Raw genomic sequence first — 18,795 nt, forward strand, 5'->3', positions numbered from 1 at the left:
GAGCCAATCCGTGAAAGACTTACTAAAGTTTCTGAAAGCGCAAACTAAGACCGAAGAGTTTGATGCGATCAAAATTGCTCTGGCATCGCCAGACATGATCCGTTCTTGGTCTTTTGGTGAAGTTAAGAAGCCAGAAACCATTAACTACCGTACGTTCAAACCAGAACGTGACGGCCTTTTCTGTGCCCGTATCTTCGGACCAGTAAAAGACTACGAATGCCTGTGCGGTAAGTACAAGCGTTTAAAACATCGCGGCGTGATCTGCGAGAAGTGCGGCGTTGAAGTGACCCAGACTAAAGTACGCCGTGAGCGTATGGGCCACATCGAACTGGCTTCCCCGACTGCACACATCTGGTTCCTGAAATCGCTGCCATCGCGCATCGGTTTGCTGTTGGATATGCCACTGCGTGACATCGAACGTGTTCTGTACTTCGAATCCTATGTGGTTATCGAAGGCGGCATGACTAACCTCGAAAAACGCCAGATCCTGACTGAAGAGCAGTATCTGGATGCGTTGGAAGAGTTTGGTGATGAGTTCGACGCGAAGATGGGTGCGGAAGCTATTCAGGCCCTGTTGAAAAACATGGATCTGGAAGCAGAGTGCGAGCAACTGCGTGAAGAGTTGAACGAAACTAACTCCGAAACCAAACGTAAAAAGCTGACCAAGCGTATCAAGCTGCTGGAAGCGTTCGTTCAGTCTGGTAACAAACCAGAGTGGATGATCCTGACCGTGCTGCCGGTACTGCCGCCAGACTTGCGTCCATTGGTTCCGTTGGACGGCGGCCGTTTCGCTACGTCGGATCTTAACGATCTGTATCGTCGCGTTATCAACCGTAACAACCGTCTGAAACGCCTGCTGGATCTGGCTGCGCCAGATATCATCGTACGTAACGAAAAACGTATGCTGCAAGAAGCGGTAGATGCTTTGCTGGATAACGGCCGTCGCGGTCGTGCAATCACCGGCTCTAACAAGCGTCCGCTGAAATCTCTGGCAGACATGATTAAAGGTAAACAGGGTCGTTTCCGTCAGAACTTGCTGGGTAAACGTGTCGACTACTCTGGTCGTTCCGTTATCACCGTAGGTCCATACCTGCGTCTGCACCAGTGTGGTCTGCCGAAGAAAATGGCACTGGAACTGTTCAAACCGTTCATTTACGGCAAGCTGGAACTGCGTGGCCTGGCCACCACCATCAAAGCCGCGAAGAAAATGGTTGAGCGCGAAGAAGCTGTCGTTTGGGATATCCTGGACGAAGTTATCCGCGAACACCCGGTACTGCTGAACCGTGCACCAACCCTGCACCGTTTGGGTATCCAGGCGTTTGAACCGGTTCTGATCGAAGGTAAAGCAATTCAGCTGCACCCGCTGGTTTGTGCGGCATATAACGCCGACTTCGATGGTGACCAGATGGCTGTTCACGTACCGTTGACGCTGGAAGCTCAGCTGGAAGCGCGTGCGTTGATGATGTCTACCAACAACATCCTGTCACCTGCGAACGGCGAGCCAATCATCGTTCCTTCTCAGGACGTTGTATTGGGTCTGTATTACATGACCCGTGACTGTGTTAACGCCAAAGGCGAAGGCATGGTTCTGACCGGTCCTAAAGAAGCTGAGCGTATTTACCGCGCCGGTTTGGCCTCTCTGCATGCGCGTGTCAAAGTGCGTATCACTGAAGAGATCAAAAATACCGAAGGCGAAGTTACGCACAAGACGTCGATTATCGACACGACTGTAGGTCGCGCCATCCTTTGGATGATCGTACCTAAAGGTCTGCCGTTCTCCATCGTCAACCAGCCTCTGGGCAAAAAAGCTATCTCCAAAATGCTGAACACCTGTTACCGCATTTTGGGCCTGAAGCCGACCGTTATTTTTGCTGACCAGATCATGTACACCGGTTTTGCTTACGCTGCCCGTTCAGGCGCGTCAGTCGGTATCGATGACATGGTAATCCCTGCGAAGAAAGCAGAGATCATCGAAGAAGCAGAAACCGAAGTTGCTGAAATCCAGGAACAGTTCCAGTCTGGTCTGGTAACTGCTGGCGAACGCTATAACAAAGTGATCGACATCTGGGCTGCGGCCAACGAACGTGTTGCTAAGGCAATGATGGAAAACTTGTCTGTTGAAGACGTCGTCAACCGTGACGGTGTTGTTGAACAGCAGGTTTCCTTCAACAGTATCTTTATGATGGCCGACTCCGGTGCGCGTGGTTCTGCTGCACAGATTCGTCAGCTGGCCGGTATGCGTGGCCTGATGGCGAAACCAGATGGTTCCATCATTGAAACGCCAATCACCGCGAACTTCCGTGAAGGTCTGAACGTACTCCAGTACTTCATCTCTACTCACGGTGCGCGTAAAGGCTTGGCGGATACCGCACTGAAAACGGCTAACTCCGGTTATCTGACCCGTCGTCTGGTTGACGTGGCGCAGGATCTTGTTGTGACCGAAGACGACTGTGGAACTCACGAAGGCATCATGATGACTCCGGTCATCGAAGGTGGCGACGTTAAAGAACCACTGCGTGAACGTGTACTGGGTCGTGTGACTGCAGAAGATATCCTCAAGCCGGGTACGGCGGATATCCTGGTTCCACGTAACACCCTGCTTCACGAGAAGACGTGTGATCTGTTAGAAGAGAACTCCGTCGACAGCGTGAAAGTACGTTCAGTCGTAAGTTGCGAAACTGACTTTGGTGTGTGTGCAAACTGCTACGGTCGCGACCTGGCACGTGGTCACATCATCAACAAAGGTGAAGCGATCGGTGTTATTGCAGCACAGTCCATCGGTGAGCCGGGTACCCAGCTGACGATGCGTACGTTCCACATCGGTGGTGCGGCATCTCGTGCGGCAGCAGAATCCAGCATTCAGGTTAAGAACACCGGTACCATTAAACTGAGCAACCACAAGCACGTTAGCAACTCTAACGGCAAACTGGTTATCACTTCCCGTAACACTGAGCTGAAATTGATCGACGAATTCGGTCGTACCAAAGAAAGCTATAAAGTGCCTTACGGTTCCGTGATGGGCAAAGGTGATGGCGCATCTGTTAACGGCGGCGAAACCGTTGCTAACTGGGATCCGCACACCATGCCAGTTATCAGTGAAGTGAGTGGTTTCATTCGCTTTGCCGATATGGTTGATACTCAGACCATTACACGTCAGACAGATGACCTGACCGGTTTGTCTTCTCTGGTAGTTCTGGATTCTGCAGAGCGTACCGGTAGCGGTAAAGACCTGCGTCCGGCACTGAAAATCGTTGATGCTAAAGGCGACGACGTATTGATCCCAGGTACAGATATGCCTGCTCAATACTTCCTGCCAGGTAAAGCGATTGTTCAGCTGGAAGATGGTACGCAGATCCACTCTGGTGACACCCTGGCGCGTATTCCTCAGGAATCCGGCGGTACCAAGGACATCACCGGTGGTCTGCCACGCGTTGCTGACCTGTTCGAAGCACGTCGTCCGAAAGAGCCTGCAATCCTTGCTGAAATCAGCGGGATCATCTCCTTCGGTAAAGAAACCAAAGGCAAACGTCGTCTGGTAATTTCTCCGTTGGATGGCAGCGATGCTTACGAAGAAATGATCCCTAAATGGCGCCAGCTGAACGTGTTCGAAGGCGAAATTGTGGAACGTGGTGACGTCGTATCCGACGGCCCTGAGTCTCCGCACGACATTCTGCGTCTTCGTGGTGTTCACGCGGTTACCCGCTACATCACCAACGAAGTGCAGGAAGTTTACCGTCTGCAAGGCGTTAAGATTAACGATAAACACATCGAAGTTATCGTTCGTCAGATGTTGCGTAAAGGCACCATCGTTAGCGCTGGTGGCACAGACTTCCTGGAAGGCGAGCAGGCAGAAATGTCTCGCGTTAAAATCGCTAACCGTAAGCTGGAAGCTGAAGGCAAAATCACGGCAACATTCAGCCGTGACCTGCTCGGTATCACCAAAGCATCTTTGGCGACCGAATCCTTCATCTCCGCTGCGTCGTTCCAGGAAACCACGCGCGTTCTTACCGAAGCGGCAGTTGCCGGTAAGCGTGATGAACTGCGTGGCCTGAAAGAGAACGTTATCGTGGGTCGTCTGATCCCAGCCGGTACCGGTTACTCTTACCATCAGGAACGTGCTCGTCGTAAAGCACAGGGTGAAGTGCCAGTTGTACCGCAGGTAAGCGCGGATGAAGCAACGGCTAACCTGGCTGAACTTCTGAACGCAGGTTTCGGTAACAGCAACGACGAGTAATCGTCTTCTGTCGAAACGCATAAAGCCGCTCCTTAGGGAGCGGTTTTTTTTTGCCTGAAATCAGTGAAGATGATGTTGAGGGAGTCAAAGAGGTGCCGGAACAGGGTACTGGACAGATACTCTGTTCCGGCTGTTTTGGAAGCAGCGCCGGGATGAATGGCGCCGGCCGGTTGCGAATGTGCAGCGGCAAACGCACAGTAATACTCCCGCCAGAGATGCGCGAGGGGCAAAAACGGTTTATGGAATTCGCATTCCTGAGAGATTACCGGTTTGCTTTCTACCGACATTTTCCTGCGAGGCGCGCCCCAAAAAACTGTCCCAGTCTTTCCACACCGGCTGAAGCCCTGCCAGAGTTAATGCGGCAGCCACACTTTGCGGCGAGCGATTGTCATGAGGCGCGAATTGTTCCAGTTCAGGATGATCGTCAGCATACCCGCCTGGCTGCGTTTTCGATCCGGCGCTGACGGTGTTGATCGCCAGTGGGATGACGTGATCGCGAAAGTAGGGCGATTCACGTGTCGACAAGGAAAGCTCGACGTCGGGAGCAAGCATCCTGAATGCGCAAATCAGTTGTACCAGCTGATTTTCTTCCAGCAGCGAGGCCGGTTCGATTCCGCCGGTACATGGGCGCAATCTCGGAAACGCCACCGAATAGCGGCTTTGCCAGTAAGTTTGTTGCAGATACAACAAATGCTCCGCCACCATATAACTGTCTGTCCGCCAGTTTCCTGAAAGCCCGAACAGCGCGCCCAGCCCGATTTTATCGATTCCCGCCAGACCGAGCCGGTCCGGTGTTTCCAGCCGCCAGAAGAAATCCTGCTTCTGCCCGCGCAGATGATGCAAGGCATACGTCGGCGCGTGATAGGTTTCCTGATAAACCAGCACGCCGTCCAGCCCCAGCGTTTTCAGCTCGGCATATTCTTCCTGTTGCAGCGGCTGAACCTCGATCATCAGCGAATCAAAATGACTTCTGATCGTGGGGAAATGACGGCGAAAATAGTCCATGCCGACTTTCCCTTTATGTTCGCCAGTGACCAGCAACAGATGTTTGAAGCCCAGCGCATTCAGCGCTTCACATTCCCGCCTGATTTCATCTTCATCCAGCGTTTTACGTTTGATTTTGTTGCTCATCGAAAAGCCGCAATACGTACATTCGTTGGCGCAAAGATTGGATAAATAGAGCGGTGCGAAGAAATTCACCGTATTGCCGAACCGCTGGCGCGTGAGCTGTTGCGCGCGTTGCGCCATAGATTCGAGATAAGGCAGCGCTGCCGGAGAAATCAGCGCCATAAAATCTTCCCGGTCGATCTTATTCCGGCTAAGCGCCCGTTCGACATCACGTGTGGTTTTACTGTTGATACGCAGGGAAAGGTCATCCCAGTCGAGCGTTGACCAGACATCCGTAAAGTTGCTCATGACGCCGCCTGCGCGGTTGTGAGGAAACCGGTCAGCGGGCTGGATGCGCTGGCGTGTCGCTGTCTGCCACCTAAACCGCTTTGTCTGGCGATCACGCCTGCCTCAACCGCCAGCCGGAAGGCTGTTGCCATCGCGACCGGATCGCCAGCGACGGCAATCGCGGTATTGACCAGTACCGCATCAGCCCCCATTTCCAGCGCTTCGGCAGCCTGGCTCGGCGCCCCAATTCCTGCGTCGACGACTACCGGAACCCGCGACTGCTCAATGATAATGTGCAGAAACTCGCGGGTTTGCAGCCCCTGATTGGAACCGATCGGCGCGCCGAGTGGCATAACGGCGGCGCAACCCGCTTCCTCCAGACGCTTGCACAGCACCGGGTCCGCGCTGCAATACGGCAATACCACGAATCCCTGTTTCACCAACGTCTCTGCGGCTTTCAGCGTTTCAACGGCATCGGGCAGCAGATATTTTACATCGGGATGAATTTCCAGTTTTATCCAGTTCGTCCCCAGGGCTTCTCTTGCCAGTTGCGCGGCAAATACGGCTTCTTCTGCCGTTTTGGCCCCGGAAGTATTGGGCAGCAAACGGACACCAAGCTGTTGCAGCGGCGCAAGGATGTCATCTCCGCCACGGCGAAGGTCCACGCGTTTCATCGCCATCGTCACCAGCTGAGAACCGGACGCTGCCAGTGCCTGTTGCATCAGCGTGGCGCTGGCAAATTTTCCTGTTCCCGTGAACAGGTGCGAGGTGAAGGTAGTATCAGCAATTTTTAACATGTCATCCTCCGGCAATGGCCTGAAAGAGCAATATTTCATCGCCGTCTTCCAGTAAGTGAGACGGCCAGCTTTCCCGCGGAATAATGACCTGATTAACCGCCAGCGCGCAGCCGGCAGGATTTAACGTCAGTTCACTGAGCAGGGTGAGTAGGGTGAGCGGCTGACTGAACAGATGTGATTCATCATTGACGAAAATGTTCACGCGTGGCCTCCGCAGACGGCACAGCCGGATGACCGTGTAAGTTGCAGCGAACGCCAGTTTTGCGTTTTACCGTCGAACAGCCGCAGCTTCCCGTTCAATGTGCTGGGCAAACCCGCCAGTATTTTCAGGGCTTCCAGCGCCTGTAACGTGCCGATGGTGCCAACGACCGGGCCAAGCACGCCGGAAGTGCGGCAGTTACGCTGCACAGTTTCCCGATCCGGATAGAGACAGGCATAACAGCCATGCGCGTAGGGTGTCTGAATGACCAGTAACTGCCCGCTGAATCCGACGGCACTGCCGCTGATTAACGTTTTGCCGGTATCCACGCAGGCTTTGTTGACCGCATGTCGGGTTTCCATGTTGTCGCTGCAATCCAAAACGACATCGGCACCCGCTACGGCCTGCTGCAATGCCTCCCCGGTCAGCCTTTGAGTGAGAGCAATGATTTCACATAACGGATTAAGGCGTAGCAATTCGCGCTTTGCCACTGTGGCTTTGGGCTGATCCAGATCTGCCGTACGGTAAAGAATTTGTCTTTGCAGATTAGTGAGATGGACCTGATCGTCATCGGCCAGAAACAGCGTGCCCACGCCCGCCGCCGCCAGATACAAGGCGGCGGGAGAGCCCAAACCGCCAAGCCCGACAATCAGCACTTTAGCGGCCTGCAATTTTTCCTGCGCCTGCGGGCCGAATTCCTCCAGCATCAGCTGGCGGCTGTAGCGCATAAAGGCCCCATCGTTAAGCATCTTCCGGCACCTTGCTGGCGCATAAGGCCAGCAGTTCGGCGGTGGCGGCTCGCCAGTCTGCCGCCTGGGTAATCGCGCTGACCACGGCGATGCTGCCGACACCGCAATCGAGAACCGACGGCGCGCGTTCAATGCTGATACCGCCGATGGCTACCGTCGGAAAACTGCCGTCGAGTTGCTTAATGTGTCGGGTCAGTTCTGCCAGACCCTGCGGGGCAGACGGCATATCTTTGGTTTGTGTCGGGAAGATATGCCCGAGAGCGATGTAAGACGGGTTGACCGCCACGGCACGCGCCAGTTCTGCGTCGTCATGCGTCGAAACGCCCAACCGCAAACCGGCCTGATAAATGGCCTGCAAATCGGCAGTGTCCAGATCCTCCTGCCCGAGATGCACGCCGTATGCCTGATGTTTTACTGCCAGTCGCCAGTAATCATTGATGAATAACCGCGCCTGATATTTTTTCCCCAGCGCGATGGCCTCGATAATCGCCGGTTCAACTTCCTCATCGGGTAAGTCTTTCACCCGCAGTTGCAGCGTTTTAACGCCCGCCTCCAGCAGGCGGGCAATCCATTCCACGGTATCAACGACCGGGTATAAACCGAGATGGAAGGGAACGGCTGGAAAAGACTGAGCGGACTGATTCATTTGTTGATCTCCGTGGCAGGGTGGTAAAGCTCACTGCCTCGTGAACGGAATTCAGCAGACATCTGTGCCATTCCTGATTCCACGATCTCAACCGGCTGCGCCTGAGCTTCCAGTGCGGCGGCGTAATCGCGCACTTCCTGCGTGATTTTCATGGAGCAGAATTTCGGACCGCACATCGAGCAGAAGTGTGCGACTTTGCCGGATTCCTGCGGCAGTGTTTCATCGTGATAGGCACGGGCCGTTGCCGGATCGAGCGCGAGATTAAACTGATCTTCCCAGCGGAATTCGAACCGCGCCTTCGACATGGCATTATCACGGATTTGCGCGCCCGGATGACCTTTAGCTAAATCGGCGGCGTGCGCTGCGATTTTGTAGGTAATCAGACCCTGCTTAACGTCTTCTTTGTTTGGCAGACCGAGATGTTCTTTCGGCGTGACATAACACAGCATGGCGCAGCCGAACCAGCCAATCATTGCCGCACCAATCCCGGAGGTGAAATGGTCATAACCCGGTGCGATATCGGTGGTCAGAGGCCCCAGCGTATAGAAAGGTGCTTCGTGGCAGTGCTCAAGTTCTTCGGTCATATTGCGGCGGATCATCTGCATGGGGACATGCCCCGGCCCTTCGATCATCACCTGCACGTCATATTCCCAGGCAATTTTGGTCAGATCGCCCAGCGTGCGTAATTCAGCGAATTGCGCTTCGTCATTCGCATCCTGAATTGAACCCGGACGCAGCCCATCGCCCAGTGAAAGAGACACATCATAGGCTGCGCAGATTTCGCAGATTTCGCGGAAATGCTCAAACAGGAAACTTTCGCGATGATGGGAAAGGCACCATTTCGCCATAATCGAACCGCCGCGCGACACAATCCCGGTCAATCGTTTGGCGGTCATCGGCACATAACGCAATAATACGCCTGCATGGATAGTGAAGTAATCGACGCCTTGTTCGGCCTGCTCCAGGAGCGTATCGCGGAACATTTCCCAGTTGAGGTCTTCGGCAACGCCATTCACTTTCTCCAGCGCCTGATAAATCGGCACTGTACCAATGGGCACCGGGCTGTTACGCAGGATCCACTCACGGGTTTCGTGGATGTAGCGACCGGTGGAGAGATCCATCACCGTATCTGCGCCCCAGCGTGTCGACCACACCAGTTTCTCGACTTCTTCTTCGATAGATGACGTCACTGCGGAGTTGCCGATATTGGCGTTAACCTTCACCAGGAAGTTTCGGCCAATGATCATTGGCTCTGATTCGGGATGATTGATGTTGGCGGGAATAATCGCGCGACCGGCGGCGACTTCCTGACGTACAAACTCCGGCGTGATATTGGCAGGAAGATGCGCACCGAAACTTTCACCCGGATGTTGCTGCCGCAATACTTCACCGCGGATCCGCTCGCGGCCCATATTTTCGCGAATAGCGATGAATTCCATTTCAGGGGTAATGATGCCTTTTCGCGCGTAATGCAGCTGCGTAACATTTTTACCGGACATGGCTTTTCGCGGGCGCGGCAGAAGTTCGAAGCGCAGGTGATCCAATCCGTCATCGGCCAGACGTTGCTGGGTAAAGCCGGAGCTGACCTGCGGAAGTTCTTCGGTATCAGCCCGGTCGGCGATCCAGCTGGCGCGGCATTTTGCCAGCCCGGCATGAACGTCGATGGACGCTTCCGGGTCGCCATAAGGCCCGGCCGTTTCATACACCGGGATGGCTTCGTTCTCTTCGTATTTTGGATTGTCTTTGCCGCCGCCTGTCAGCGTCGGACTGAGCTGTATTTCACGCATCGGCACGCGGAGATCTGCGCGAGAGCCTTGCAGATAAATACGTCGGGAATTAGGAAAGGCTTCGCCCTGCAGGCTGTCGATAAACGACTGAGCCTGCGCACGTTGTTCACGGCGACCAGAGGGTTTCTTTTCAGAAATAACGGGTTTTTGGGTACTCGACATAGCAAATTCCTCGCAAAAAAACGTGATGGAAAATTGCTTGTCTGGAGGTTTACGGCAGGAGTAAAAATGGGCGGTTTAGCGCAGGCGACCTGATACAGGCTGATGCCAAATCGCGCAAAACGCATAACATTACTCTTGTTCCCTTCGCGGGTACTAACCCGATCAGGTTCCGCGGATCCCGAATTAACGGTCTCAGCCTGGCGTAATCTCCGTGAGGAAAATTATGCGCTAGGCACTCCGACAAGAAGCCTCAATATAGGAGGCCGATGATAAAACTACAACCCTTCGCAGGGTCTAAACTTCAAACGGCTTAAGCCGGTCTGGCGAGATGATCGTCGTTGGCAGGCGGTAAAGGTGTGCCATCGACCGGATCAAATGCCAGGATAATTAATTGATCTTCAAGCTGAAAACGCGCATCCAACGCTTCACCAATATCGGATAATGCATAATGGAAGGCGAAAGCATTGTCATCATCAATATCATTTTCTGTGTAACTGTCATGGAAAGCCATGATAGTTTCAGTGTTCAGCTTCAGCGCAGGGTATATTTTGGCAGCTTGTGATTTAACTGAGCTGCCTGCGCTGGCGACTTCATCGATTATCCGCTGATAAAGATGGAAATGGCCGGCAGAGAGATAGTCCACCAGGTTATGACAAAAGTTATCCAGCGCTTTTTCATTCAGTGGGGTATGTTTTTCTTTATTGGGTTTCAGACCGACCAGTGTGCAGTATGCAACCAGCAGTTCTTTGCGCGCGTGCAGCCATTGGTCTACTAACTCATTACTGCCACCAACGCGTTGGGTCAGTCTTTCCAGACGATTTAGCATGGTTGACTCCGTGAGCGATAAAAAAGTAACCAAAATGTGAAGGTTACTAATGTTAAATTTCTGTCTCAGATTGTCAGTCTCGTCGAGGTTATGCAACAACAATTATGGAATTACAGATCACAGAGCAACATAACGGCTGGTGGGTCATCAGCCATGAAGGCAAGCTATGGCTGCCTGAAGGTGAACTGCCGTTTGGCAGTGCAACGCAATTCTCTCTGACCGGCAAAACGGCACGTCAGATTGGCGAGTGGCAGGGCGAGCCGGTCTGGCTGGTGCGTCAGGCGATGCACAACCACATGGTGTCGGCCCGCCAGTTGCTCGATCAGGATCGAGGATTATTCCAGCTGGTCGGGCGCGGTGTGCAACTGGCTGAATTTTATCGATCTCATAAATTCTGCGGTTACTGCGGCCACGAAATGCAGGTCAGTAAAACCGAGTGGGCTGCGCTCTGTAGCCACTGTCGTGAACGCTATTATCCGCAAATTGCGCCGTGCATTATCGTGGCTATCCGCCGGGGTGATGAAATTCTGCTGGCGCAGCATGTCCGCCACCGTAACGGAATTCACACGGTGCTGGCCGGTTTTGTTGAAGTCGGCGAAACGCTGGAAGAAACCGTGGCGCGCGAAGTCATGGAAGAGAGTCACGTTCGCGTGAAAAACGTGCGCTACGTCAGCTCGCAGCCATGGCCTTTCCCGAATTCGCTGATGATGGCTTTTATGGCTGACTATGACAGCGGTGATATTCAGCACGATCCGAAAGAGCTGCTGAATGCGGGCTGGTATCGTTATGACGCCCTGCCGTTATTGCCGCCGCCGGGCACCATCGCGCGTCGACTGATCGAAGACACTGTGGCGCTATGCCGCGCCGCGAGCGATGAAGACGACGTGTAGCATAAGTGTTGCGTGTTAGAATGCCGTCAGATGAATGCCGTGCCGCCCGAATACTGAAGGAAAGAACCAGAATGAATGAGTTGAAAAATGACCGTTACCTGCGCGCCCTGTTACGTCAACCGGTGGACATCACGCCGGTATGGATGATGCGTCAGGCAGGCCGCTATTTGCCAGAATATAAAGAAACCCGTGCCGTGGCCGGAGATTTTATGTCGCTGTGCAAGAATGCGGAGCTGGCTTGTGAAGTGACCTTGCAGCCGCTGCGCCGCTATCCGCTGGATGCGGCCATTCTGTTCTCCGACATCCTGACCATTCCTGATGCGATGGGGTTAGGGTTGTATTTCGAAGCCGGTGAAGGCCCCCGTTTTTCTTCTCCGCTGACCAACCGTGCCGATGTCGAAAAACTGCCGGTCCCCGATCCTGAAATGGAACTGGGCTACGTGATGAACGCCGTGCGCACCATCCGTAAAAACCTTAAAGGTGAAGTCCCGCTTATCGGTTTCTCCGGCAGTCCGTGGACGCTGGCGACATATATGGTTGAAGGTGGCAGCAGCAAAGCTTTCACTAAAATCAAAAAGATGATGTATGCCGATCCGGCGACCATGCATTTGCTGCTGGATAAAGTTGCCGACAGCGTCATCCTCTACCTCAACGCCCAGATTAAAGCGGGCGCGCAGTCGGTGATGATCTTTGACACCTGGGGCGGTGTGCTGACGCCACGCGATTACCGTGAATTCTCCCTCAACTATATGCATAAAATCGTTGATGGTTTGATCCGGGAAAACGAAGGTCGTCGCGTGCCCGTGACGCTGTTCACCAAAGGCGGCGGTCAGTGGCTGGAAGCGATGGCCGCGACAGGTTGTGATGCGCTGGGTCTGGACTGGACAACGGATATTGCCGATGCACGCCGCCGTGTGGGCGATAAAGTGGCGATTCAGGGCAATATGGATCCTTCCATGCTGTATGCCTCACCAGTGCGCATCGAGCAGGAAGTGGAGACTATTTTGGCAGGCTTCGGCAAAGGTAATGGCCACGTGTTTAATCTGGGTCACGGCATCCATCAGGATGTGCCGCCGGAAAATGCCGGCGCTTTCGTGGAAGCGGTACACAGCTTGTCTCGTCAGTATCACGAGTAAGATCCCGGATGATCGATACCCGCGCATTACGTGAAGAGCAACGGATCCTCGCAGATCAGATCGAACTGCAGGATCCTCCTGGTTTTACCACACCGGCGCTGATCGCCGGTGTAGACGTCGGCTTCGAACAGGGCGGTGAAGTCACCCGCGCTGCGGTGGCGGTTCTGAGTTACCCAACGCTTGAGCTGGTGGAATATCAGATTGCCCGCATCCCGACGGTCATGCCGTATATCCCTGGTTTCCTCTCCTTCCGTGAACTTCCCGCATTACTCCAGGCCTGGCAGCAAATCAGCTCACGCCCCGATTTGGTGATGGTGGATGGTCAGGGGATCGCACATCCTCGCCGTCTGGGCGTTGCCAGTCATTTTGGCCTGATGATCGACGTGCCGACGATTGGTGTCGCGAAAAGCCGGTTATGCGGTAAGTCTCTGCCTCTCGGTGAGGCATTGCACAGCCATCAGGCGTTGTACGACGGGGATGAACAGATTGGCTGGGTCTGGCGCAGTAAGCTACGCTGTAATCCATTGTTCATCTCTCCGGGTCATCGCATCAGCATGGAATCGGCGCGTTATTGGGTCGAGCATTGCATGCGGCAATATCGTTTGCCGGAGCCTACGCGTTGGGCGGATGCCGTGGCGTCAAATCGTGCAGCGTTTCAACGCTGGCAACGGTTGAGTGATGATCTTTAGGAATCAAGGAATAGGGTTATTGATTAATTTCAGGTAAACTCCCGCGCAGAAAAGTTAACGAGATCAACTCATGTTACGTAATCCAATTCATTTACGTCTCGAAAAGCTGGAAAGCTGGCAACACGTGACGTTTATGGCGAGCTTGTGTGAGCGCATGTACCCGAACTATCAGGCATTTTGCCTGGAAACCGGGTTTGGTGAGCCGCAGGTTTACCGCCGCATCCTGGATTTAATCTGGGAAACGCTGGTGGTGAAAGACGCCAAGGTCAATTTTGACTCACAGCTCGAAAAACTGGAGGAGGCCGTGCCTTCTTCCGACGATTACGACATCTATGGGGTGTATCCGGCCATTGATGCGTGTATCGCTCTGGGCGAGTTAATTCATTCGCGTCTGAGTGGCGAAACGCTGTCTCACGCGGTTGCCGTCAGTGAGACGTCAATTCGTACTGTCGCGATGCTGGAAATGACTCAGGCCGGTAAAGAAATGACCGATGAAGAGCTTAAAGTCATTCCTGCTGTTGAAGAAGAATGGGACATCCAATGGGAGATTTTTCGCCTGTTGGCTGACTGTGAGGAGCGTGACCTGGAATTAATAAAAGGGTTACGTTCTGACCTGCGTGAAGCCGCTGTCAGTAACATTGGCATAAATTTAGCGCAATAAGGCAAGAAAACGTGATTTAACGCCTGATTTGTCGTGCCTTAAGGCTTCACATCCGCACCCTGTCTGGTCTACATTTGGGGTGCGTAAAAAAAGTGGCTATCGGTGCGTGTATGCAGGAGGGTGCTGTCAATCGGCATATCCGTCGCACTCGATGCTTTGCAAACGATAAACACACTGTAAAGGATAACTTATGAACAAGACTCAACTGATTGATGTAATTGCGGACAAAGCTGATCTTTCCAAAGCACAGGCCAAAGTTGCTCTTGAATCTACTCTGTCTGCTATTACCGAGTCTCTGAAAGAAGGTGATGCTGTACAATTGGTTGGTTTCGGGACTTTCAAGGTAAATCATCGTAACGAGCGTACTGGTCGTAACCCACAGACTGGTAAAGAAATCAAAATCGCAGCTGCCAACGTGCCTGCGTTCGTTTCTGGTAAAGCTCTGAAAGACGCTGTTAAGTAATTGCTTGCAGTGAAAAGAATAAGCGGAGGGGCTCTGAAGCCCCTTCAGTTTATCACCCCCAGGCTGGTAGCAGGTTTACTGGTTCTTAGTCTGGTGGGTTGCAGTTCAAAAGACACGACCCCGCAGTTCTTCGCCAGTGGCTATGTTGCCGATCAGGGTATTAACCGTGTATGGCGCGAAAACAATGCCCAGAACCAGCCCCAAACCATTCTCAATGTTTACAGCCCCTATTTTGGCGGCGATACAATCATCACACGGTATGAATTTCAGGAGGGGCAAGTTCACCTTGTGAAAGAAACGCATGCGACCAAAACTGATTTGGGCGTGATGCTTCGTTTCGATGAGGGCGGCAATGTCAGCTTTATGCAGCGTCAACTTCCTGAGCGACGTGAAAAATTATCCTCAGATGACATCGAACGCTATAAATACGAAGCGGCTAAAATTCTCGATGTGAGTAGTGCACTGCAGGCCGGGAATGTCCGGCTGGTGCAGGCCCGCTGGCGTCAGGGTGTAATAACCACCTGCGCGGGCGAGAAGGTGACCCCGACACTGACGGTTCGCTCGCAGGTCTGGCTGGCAAAACGAGCCAGTCGCAGTAACGATCAACTCGGGTTAGCCTGGCTGACTGCGCCGGAAGGAAATGAATTGCTGCTAGTGGCCAATGAAGATTTCTGCAGCTGGGAACCCAAAGAATCAGATCTCTGATTTCCCTGGCAATAAAAGAGAAGGCACGCCGAAGCGTGCCTTTTTTGATCATCTTGCTGCGAGAGAGGTTTACTGATTGCGCTCGCGGTCAATCGCGCGATAACCAATATCTTTACGGCAGAAGCTGCCTTCCCATTGGATACCTTTCGCCAGATCATACGCACGCTGCTGAGCGGCTTCCACGGTTTTACCCAAAGCCGTGACACACAGCACGCGGCCACCGCTGGTCACTACGCGCTCATCCTGCAACCGGGTTCCCGCATGGAAGACTTTGCCGTCCGGCACTTCTTCCAGTGGCAGACCGTGGATCACTTCGCCATTCTGATAGTCACCCGGATAGCCGCCGGCGGCCAGTACAACCCCGAGAGAAGGACGCGGGTCCCACTCGGAGGTTTTATCGCCCAGACGACCTTCTGCACTGGCCAGACAAAGATCCACCAAATCTGAACGCAGACGTAACATGATCGGTTGTGTTTCCGGATCGCCGAAACGGCAGTTGAATTCGATCACTTTCGGCTGGCCGTCAGCGGAGATCATCAGACCTGCATACAGAAAACCGGTGTACGTGTTGTTTTCCGCCGCCATACCGCGAACCGTTGGCCAGATAACCTGATCCATGACACGCTGATGGATTTCGTCCGTCACGACGGGCGCCGGAGAATAGGCCCCCATTCCGCCGGTGTTCGGGCCGCTGTCGCCATCCCCCACGCGTTTGTGATCCTGACTGGTAGCCATCGGCAATACATTGGAACCGTCGACCATGACGATGAAACTGGCCTCTTCGCCGTCGAGGAATTCCTCGATAACGATACGATGGCCTGCATCACCGAAAGCATTTCCTGCCAGCATGTCGTGAACGGCGTCTTCGGCTTCTTTCAGTGTCATTGCCACAATAACGCCTTTACCTGCGGCCAGACCGTCGGCTTTGATAACAATCGGCGCGCCTTTGCTGCGCAGGTAAGCCAGCGCAGGTTCGATGTCGGTGAAGTTCTGATAATCAGCGCTTGGAATGTTGTGGCGAGCCAGGAAATCTTTAGTGAAGGCTTTAGAGCCTTCAAGTTGCGCAGCTTCCTGCGTCGGGCCGAAGATTTTCAGACCCGCGGCGCGGAAAGCATCCACGACACCGATGACCAGCGGCGCTTCAGGGCCGACAATGGTCAGGCCGACATCATTGCTTTTAGCGAAGGCCAGTAATCCTGCGATATCCGTAGCGGCAATATCAACATTTTCCAGCAACGGTTCCAGTGCGGTACCGGCGTTACCAGGTGCCACAAAGACTTTATCAGCCAGAGGTGACTGCGATGCCTTCCATGCCAGTGCATGTTCACGCCCGCCGTTACCGATAATTAAAATATTCATTCGAAGACTCCGGATGAGCGGGCGCATCGCACCCGCTAAAAGAAAATTAATGACGGAAGTGGCGCATATCGGTAAACAGCATCGTAATGCCGTGTTCGTTAGCCGCGGCGATCACTTCATCGTCACGGATAGACCCACCTGGCTGGATAACGCAGGTAATGCCGACGGCGGCTGCGGCATCGATCCCGTCGCGGAACGGGAAGAAAGCGTCGGAGGCCATTACGGAACCGGCAACTTCCAGACCTTCATCGGCGGCTTTAATACCGGCAATTTTGGCGGAGTAAACGCGGCTCATCTGCCCAGCGCCGATACCGATGGTCATTTTGTCACGCGCATAAACAATGGCGTTGGATTTGACGAATTTTGCCACCTTCCAGCAGAACAGCGCATCTGTCAGTTCCTGCTCAGTCGGCTGGCGCTCGGATACCACGCGCAGATCGGCCGCTTCAACCATACCCAAATCACGATCCTGAACCAGCAGGCCGCCGTTAACACGTTTGAAGTCGAGCGCATTCTGGCGATCTTGCCACTGGCCGCAGGTCAGCACGCGGACGTTTTGTTTCGCGGCGGTCAAAGCGAGTGCGTCGGCACTGACGGATGGCGCGATGATCACTTCCACAAACTGACGGCTGATGATGGCTTTTGCCGTTTCAGCATCCAGTTCGCGGTTAAAGGCAATAATGCCGCCGAAAGCCGATGTCGGGTCAGTCTGATAGGCGCGCTCGTAAGCGGCCAGAATGTTGTCGCCGACAGCCACGCCGCACGGGTTGGCATGTTTAACGATAACGCAGGCGGGCTCCGAAAATTCTTTCACGCATTCCAGAGCTGCGTCGGTATCCGCAATGTTGTTATAGGAAAGCGCCTTGCCCTGAAGCTGAGTCGAGGTAGCAACCGACGCTTCACTGACGTTCTCTTCTATATAGAAGGCAGCGTTCTGGTGGCTGTTCTCGCCATAACGCATATCTTGTTTCTTTATATAACTAAGATTCAGCGTGCGCGGGAACTGGCCGGAAGCTGATTCAGTATCGCCGTGATAAGCCGGGACCATTGTGCCGAAGTAGTTCGCAATCATGCCGTCGTAAGAAGCCGTATGCTCGAAGGCTTTAATCGCCAGATTGAAACGGGTCGCCAGCGTCAGCGAGCTGCCATTGGCATCCATCTCGGCAATGACAGCGTCGTAGTCACTGCTTTTTACTACGATCGCCACATCTTTATGGTTCTTTGCTGCTGAGCGAACCATGGTCGGGCCGCCGATATCAATGTTTTCTACGGCATCTTCCAGTGAACAGTCCGGGCGCGCGACGGTTTGTGCGAACGGATAAAGATTAACGACCACCATGTCGATTGGCGCAATAGAATGCTGCGCCATAATTTCATCATCTTTCCCGCGACGACCGAGGATCCCACCGTGTACTTTCGGGTGCAGGGTTTTGACGCGTCCATCCATCATTTCCGGGAAACCCGTGTAGTCAGACACTTCAGTGACTGGCAGACCGGCTTTAGCCAACAGGCTGGCGGTACCGCCAGTGGAAAGCAATTCAACACCACGCGAAGACAGGGCCTGGGCGAATTCTACGATACCGGCTTTGTCAGAAACACTGAGCAGGGCGCGGCGGATTGGACGAGATTGTTGCATGGTGGTTATATCCTTGGCTTTGGAGTCGCAGTAAAGAGCGTTATCTCAATGCAATGATGCTTTTCTTCTCTCTATATAGAGCAATTCGCAGAAAAACACGGGATTGAACTCAGATAACTTCCCTTCGGCGACTGACTTTTCATTTATCACCCGTAAAGGGCAGTGAAAACTGACGCGCGAAATTGTAGCGAAAACGATTGCGCGACGCTCGCAAAATTTGAGATTCCTGCGCCTCTGTGGATAAATCTGTGCAAAACACGGTATAAGTAGTGTGTTTGCTGTGTAATGCAGCAAACGGTGTTTTTTCTTAAAATTACCCCTTGCGGCCTGCTCAGAACTCCCTATAATGCCGCTCCATCGACAGGGAACAACGTGAACAACATCACGAAGTAACCGGGTCGGAAAGATTAAAAACAGTGATGACCGGATGAAATAAACGGTTGACACTGAATGAGGAAAGC

General features: G+C 53.5%; 16 protein-coding genes and 1 riboswitch. Of the genes, 7 read left to right on the forward strand and 9 right to left on the reverse strand.

What is annotated here, in order from left to right; genetic code table 11:
• Positions 1 to 10 precede the first annotated feature (10 nt).
• Positions 11 to 4,234 carry a DNA-directed RNA polymerase subunit beta' gene (gene rpoC, locus J1779_RS00750; protein ID WP_056777962.1) on the forward strand — a complete coding sequence of 1,408 codons (4,224 nt, stop codon included), beginning with the start codon at positions 11 to 13 and terminating at the stop codon, positions 4,232 to 4,234.
• 237 nt (positions 4,235 to 4,471) lie between these two features.
• On the opposite strand, the gene thiH is transcribed toward rpoC, so the two are convergent.
• The 7 genes from thiH to rsd all read right to left on the reverse strand — a co-directional run bounded on the left by thiH (position 4,472) and on the right by rsd (position 10,795).
• Positions 4,472 to 5,650, reverse strand: coding sequence for a 2-iminoacetate synthase ThiH (gene thiH / locus J1779_RS00755; protein WP_217202591.1), 1,179 nt, complete (start codon positions 5,648 to 5,650; stop codon positions 4,472 to 4,474).
• Positions 5,647 to 6,426 (reverse strand): thiazole synthase, encoded by a 780-nt coding sequence (locus J1779_RS00760; protein ID WP_217202592.1) that lies wholly within the window; start codon positions 6,424 to 6,426, stop codon positions 5,647 to 5,649. Before J1779_RS00760 ends, thiH begins: the two co-directional genes overlap by 4 nt.
• 1 nt (position 6,427) lies before the next feature.
• Positions 6,428 to 6,628 carry a sulfur carrier protein ThiS gene (gene thiS, locus J1779_RS00765; protein WP_217202593.1) on the reverse strand — a complete coding sequence of 67 codons (201 nt, stop codon included), beginning with the start codon at positions 6,626 to 6,628 and terminating at the stop codon, positions 6,428 to 6,430.
• Positions 6,625 to 7,374, reverse strand: coding sequence for a HesA/MoeB/ThiF family protein (locus tag J1779_RS00770; protein ID WP_217202594.1), 750 nt, complete (start codon positions 7,372 to 7,374; stop codon positions 6,625 to 6,627). The genes thiS and J1779_RS00770 overlap by 4 nt, the downstream gene beginning before the upstream one ends.
• Positions 7,367 to 8,020 (reverse strand): thiamine phosphate synthase, encoded by a 654-nt coding sequence (gene thiE / locus J1779_RS00775; protein WP_217202595.1) that lies wholly within the window; start codon positions 8,018 to 8,020, stop codon positions 7,367 to 7,369. The genes J1779_RS00770 and thiE overlap by 8 nt, the downstream gene beginning before the upstream one ends.
• A complete protein-coding gene (thiC, locus tag J1779_RS00780; protein ID WP_238485003.1) occupies positions 8,017 to 9,969 on the reverse strand; it encodes a phosphomethylpyrimidine synthase ThiC in 1,953 nt (650 codons plus the stop codon). Before thiC ends, thiE begins: the two co-directional genes overlap by 4 nt.
• A 122-nt stretch (positions 9,970 to 10,091) precedes the next feature.
• Positions 10,092 to 10,219: riboswitch (TPP riboswitch) on the reverse strand.
• A gap of 60 nt (positions 10,220 to 10,279) precedes the next feature.
• Positions 10,280 to 10,795: a sigma D regulator gene (gene rsd, locus J1779_RS00785; RefSeq protein ID WP_217202596.1), complete on the reverse strand. Its 516-nt coding sequence runs from the start codon at positions 10,793 to 10,795 to the stop codon at positions 10,280 to 10,282.
• A gap of 104 nt (positions 10,796 to 10,899) precedes the next feature.
• Between rsd and nudC the strand changes: the two genes are divergently transcribed.
• The 6 genes from nudC (at position 10,900) to J1779_RS00815 (ending at position 15,339) form a co-directional block, all read left to right on the forward strand.
• Positions 10,900 to 11,685 (forward strand): NAD(+) diphosphatase, encoded by a 786-nt coding sequence (gene nudC / locus J1779_RS00790; RefSeq protein ID WP_056777993.1) that lies wholly within the window; start codon positions 10,900 to 10,902, stop codon positions 11,683 to 11,685.
• A 71-nt stretch (positions 11,686 to 11,756) separates the two neighbouring features.
• Positions 11,757 to 12,821, forward strand: coding sequence for a uroporphyrinogen decarboxylase (gene hemE, locus J1779_RS00795; RefSeq protein WP_122096977.1), 1,065 nt, complete (start codon positions 11,757 to 11,759; stop codon positions 12,819 to 12,821).
• An 8-nt stretch (positions 12,822 to 12,829) separates the two neighbouring features.
• Complete coding sequence (gene nfi, locus J1779_RS00800; RefSeq protein WP_056777999.1) at positions 12,830 to 13,510, forward strand: deoxyribonuclease V; 681 nt, start codon at positions 12,830 to 12,832, stop codon at positions 13,508 to 13,510.
• A 70-nt stretch (positions 13,511 to 13,580) separates the two neighbouring features.
• Positions 13,581 to 14,171, forward strand: a complete 591-nt coding sequence (locus J1779_RS00805) for a YjaG family protein (RefSeq protein WP_056778003.1) — start codon at positions 13,581 to 13,583, stop codon at positions 14,169 to 14,171.
• A 190-nt stretch (positions 14,172 to 14,361) separates the two neighbouring features.
• Positions 14,362 to 14,634: a nucleoid-associated protein HU-alpha gene (gene hupA / locus J1779_RS00810; protein WP_013577396.1), complete on the forward strand. Its 273-nt coding sequence runs from the start codon at positions 14,362 to 14,364 to the stop codon at positions 14,632 to 14,634.
• An 18-nt stretch (positions 14,635 to 14,652) separates the two neighbouring features.
• The gene (locus J1779_RS00815) at positions 14,653 to 15,339 is read left to right on the forward strand and encodes a DUF1481 domain-containing protein (RefSeq protein WP_390975741.1); all 687 of its coding nucleotides are present in this window, start codon (positions 14,653 to 14,655) and stop codon (positions 15,337 to 15,339) included.
• 69 nt (positions 15,340 to 15,408) lie between these two features.
• Here the strand turns inward: J1779_RS00815 and purD are convergent, their stop codons facing one another.
• The gene (gene purD, locus J1779_RS00820) at positions 15,409 to 16,698 is read right to left on the reverse strand and encodes a phosphoribosylamine--glycine ligase (RefSeq protein ID WP_217202597.1); all 1,290 of its coding nucleotides are present in this window, start codon (positions 16,696 to 16,698) and stop codon (positions 15,409 to 15,411) included.
• Between the two features lie 46 nt (positions 16,699 to 16,744).
• Entirely contained in the window at positions 16,745 to 18,334 is a 1,590-nt protein-coding gene (gene purH, locus J1779_RS00825; protein ID WP_056778010.1) for a bifunctional phosphoribosylaminoimidazolecarboxamide formyltransferase/IMP cyclohydrolase, read from the reverse strand.
• Between the last annotated feature and the right edge of the window lie 461 nt (positions 18,335 to 18,795).

The organism is Rahnella rivi, assembly GCF_019049655.1.
Lineage (GTDB): Bacteria > Pseudomonadota > Gammaproteobacteria > Enterobacterales > Enterobacteriaceae > Rahnella > Rahnella rivi.

What these genes read in the sequence shown, in the direction of transcription:
- thiH (WP_217202591.1), bottom strand. Translation starts at nt 5,650, where the DNA reads ATGAGCAACTTTACGGATGTCTGGTCAACGCTCGACTGGGATGACCTT.
- J1779_RS00760 (WP_217202592.1), bottom strand. Translation starts at nt 6,426, where the DNA reads ATGTTAAAAATTGCTGATACTACCTTCACCTCGCACCTGTTCACGGGA.
- J1779_RS00770 (WP_217202594.1), bottom strand. Translation starts at nt 7,374, where the DNA reads ATGCTTAACGATGGGGCCTTTATGCGCTACAGCCGCCAGCTGATGCTG.
- thiE (WP_217202595.1), bottom strand. Translation starts at nt 8,020, where the DNA reads ATGAATCAGTCCGCTCAGTCTTTTCCAGCCGTTCCCTTCCATCTCGGT.
- thiC (WP_238485003.1), bottom strand. Translation starts at nt 9,969, where the DNA reads ATGTCGAGTACCCAAAAACCCGTTATTTCTGAAAAGAAACCCTCTGGT.
- rsd (WP_217202596.1), bottom strand. Translation starts at nt 10,795, where the DNA reads ATGCTAAATCGTCTGGAAAGACTGACCCAACGCGTTGGTGGCAGTAAT.
- nudC (WP_056777993.1), top strand. Translation starts at nt 10,900, where the DNA reads ATGGAATTACAGATCACAGAGCAACATAACGGCTGGTGGGTCATCAGC.
- hemE (WP_122096977.1), top strand. Translation starts at nt 11,757, where the DNA reads ATGAATGAGTTGAAAAATGACCGTTACCTGCGCGCCCTGTTACGTCAA.
- nfi (WP_056777999.1), top strand. Translation starts at nt 12,830, where the DNA reads ATGATCGATACCCGCGCATTACGTGAAGAGCAACGGATCCTCGCAGAT.
- J1779_RS00805 (WP_056778003.1), top strand. Translation starts at nt 13,581, where the DNA reads ATGTTACGTAATCCAATTCATTTACGTCTCGAAAAGCTGGAAAGCTGG.
- hupA (WP_013577396.1), top strand. Translation starts at nt 14,362, where the DNA reads ATGAACAAGACTCAACTGATTGATGTAATTGCGGACAAAGCTGATCTT.
- purD (WP_217202597.1), bottom strand. Translation starts at nt 16,698, where the DNA reads ATGAATATTTTAATTATCGGTAACGGCGGGCGTGAACATGCACTGGCA.
- purH (WP_056778010.1), bottom strand. Translation starts at nt 18,334, where the DNA reads ATGCAACAATCTCGTCCAATCCGCCGCGCCCTGCTCAGTGTTTCTGAC.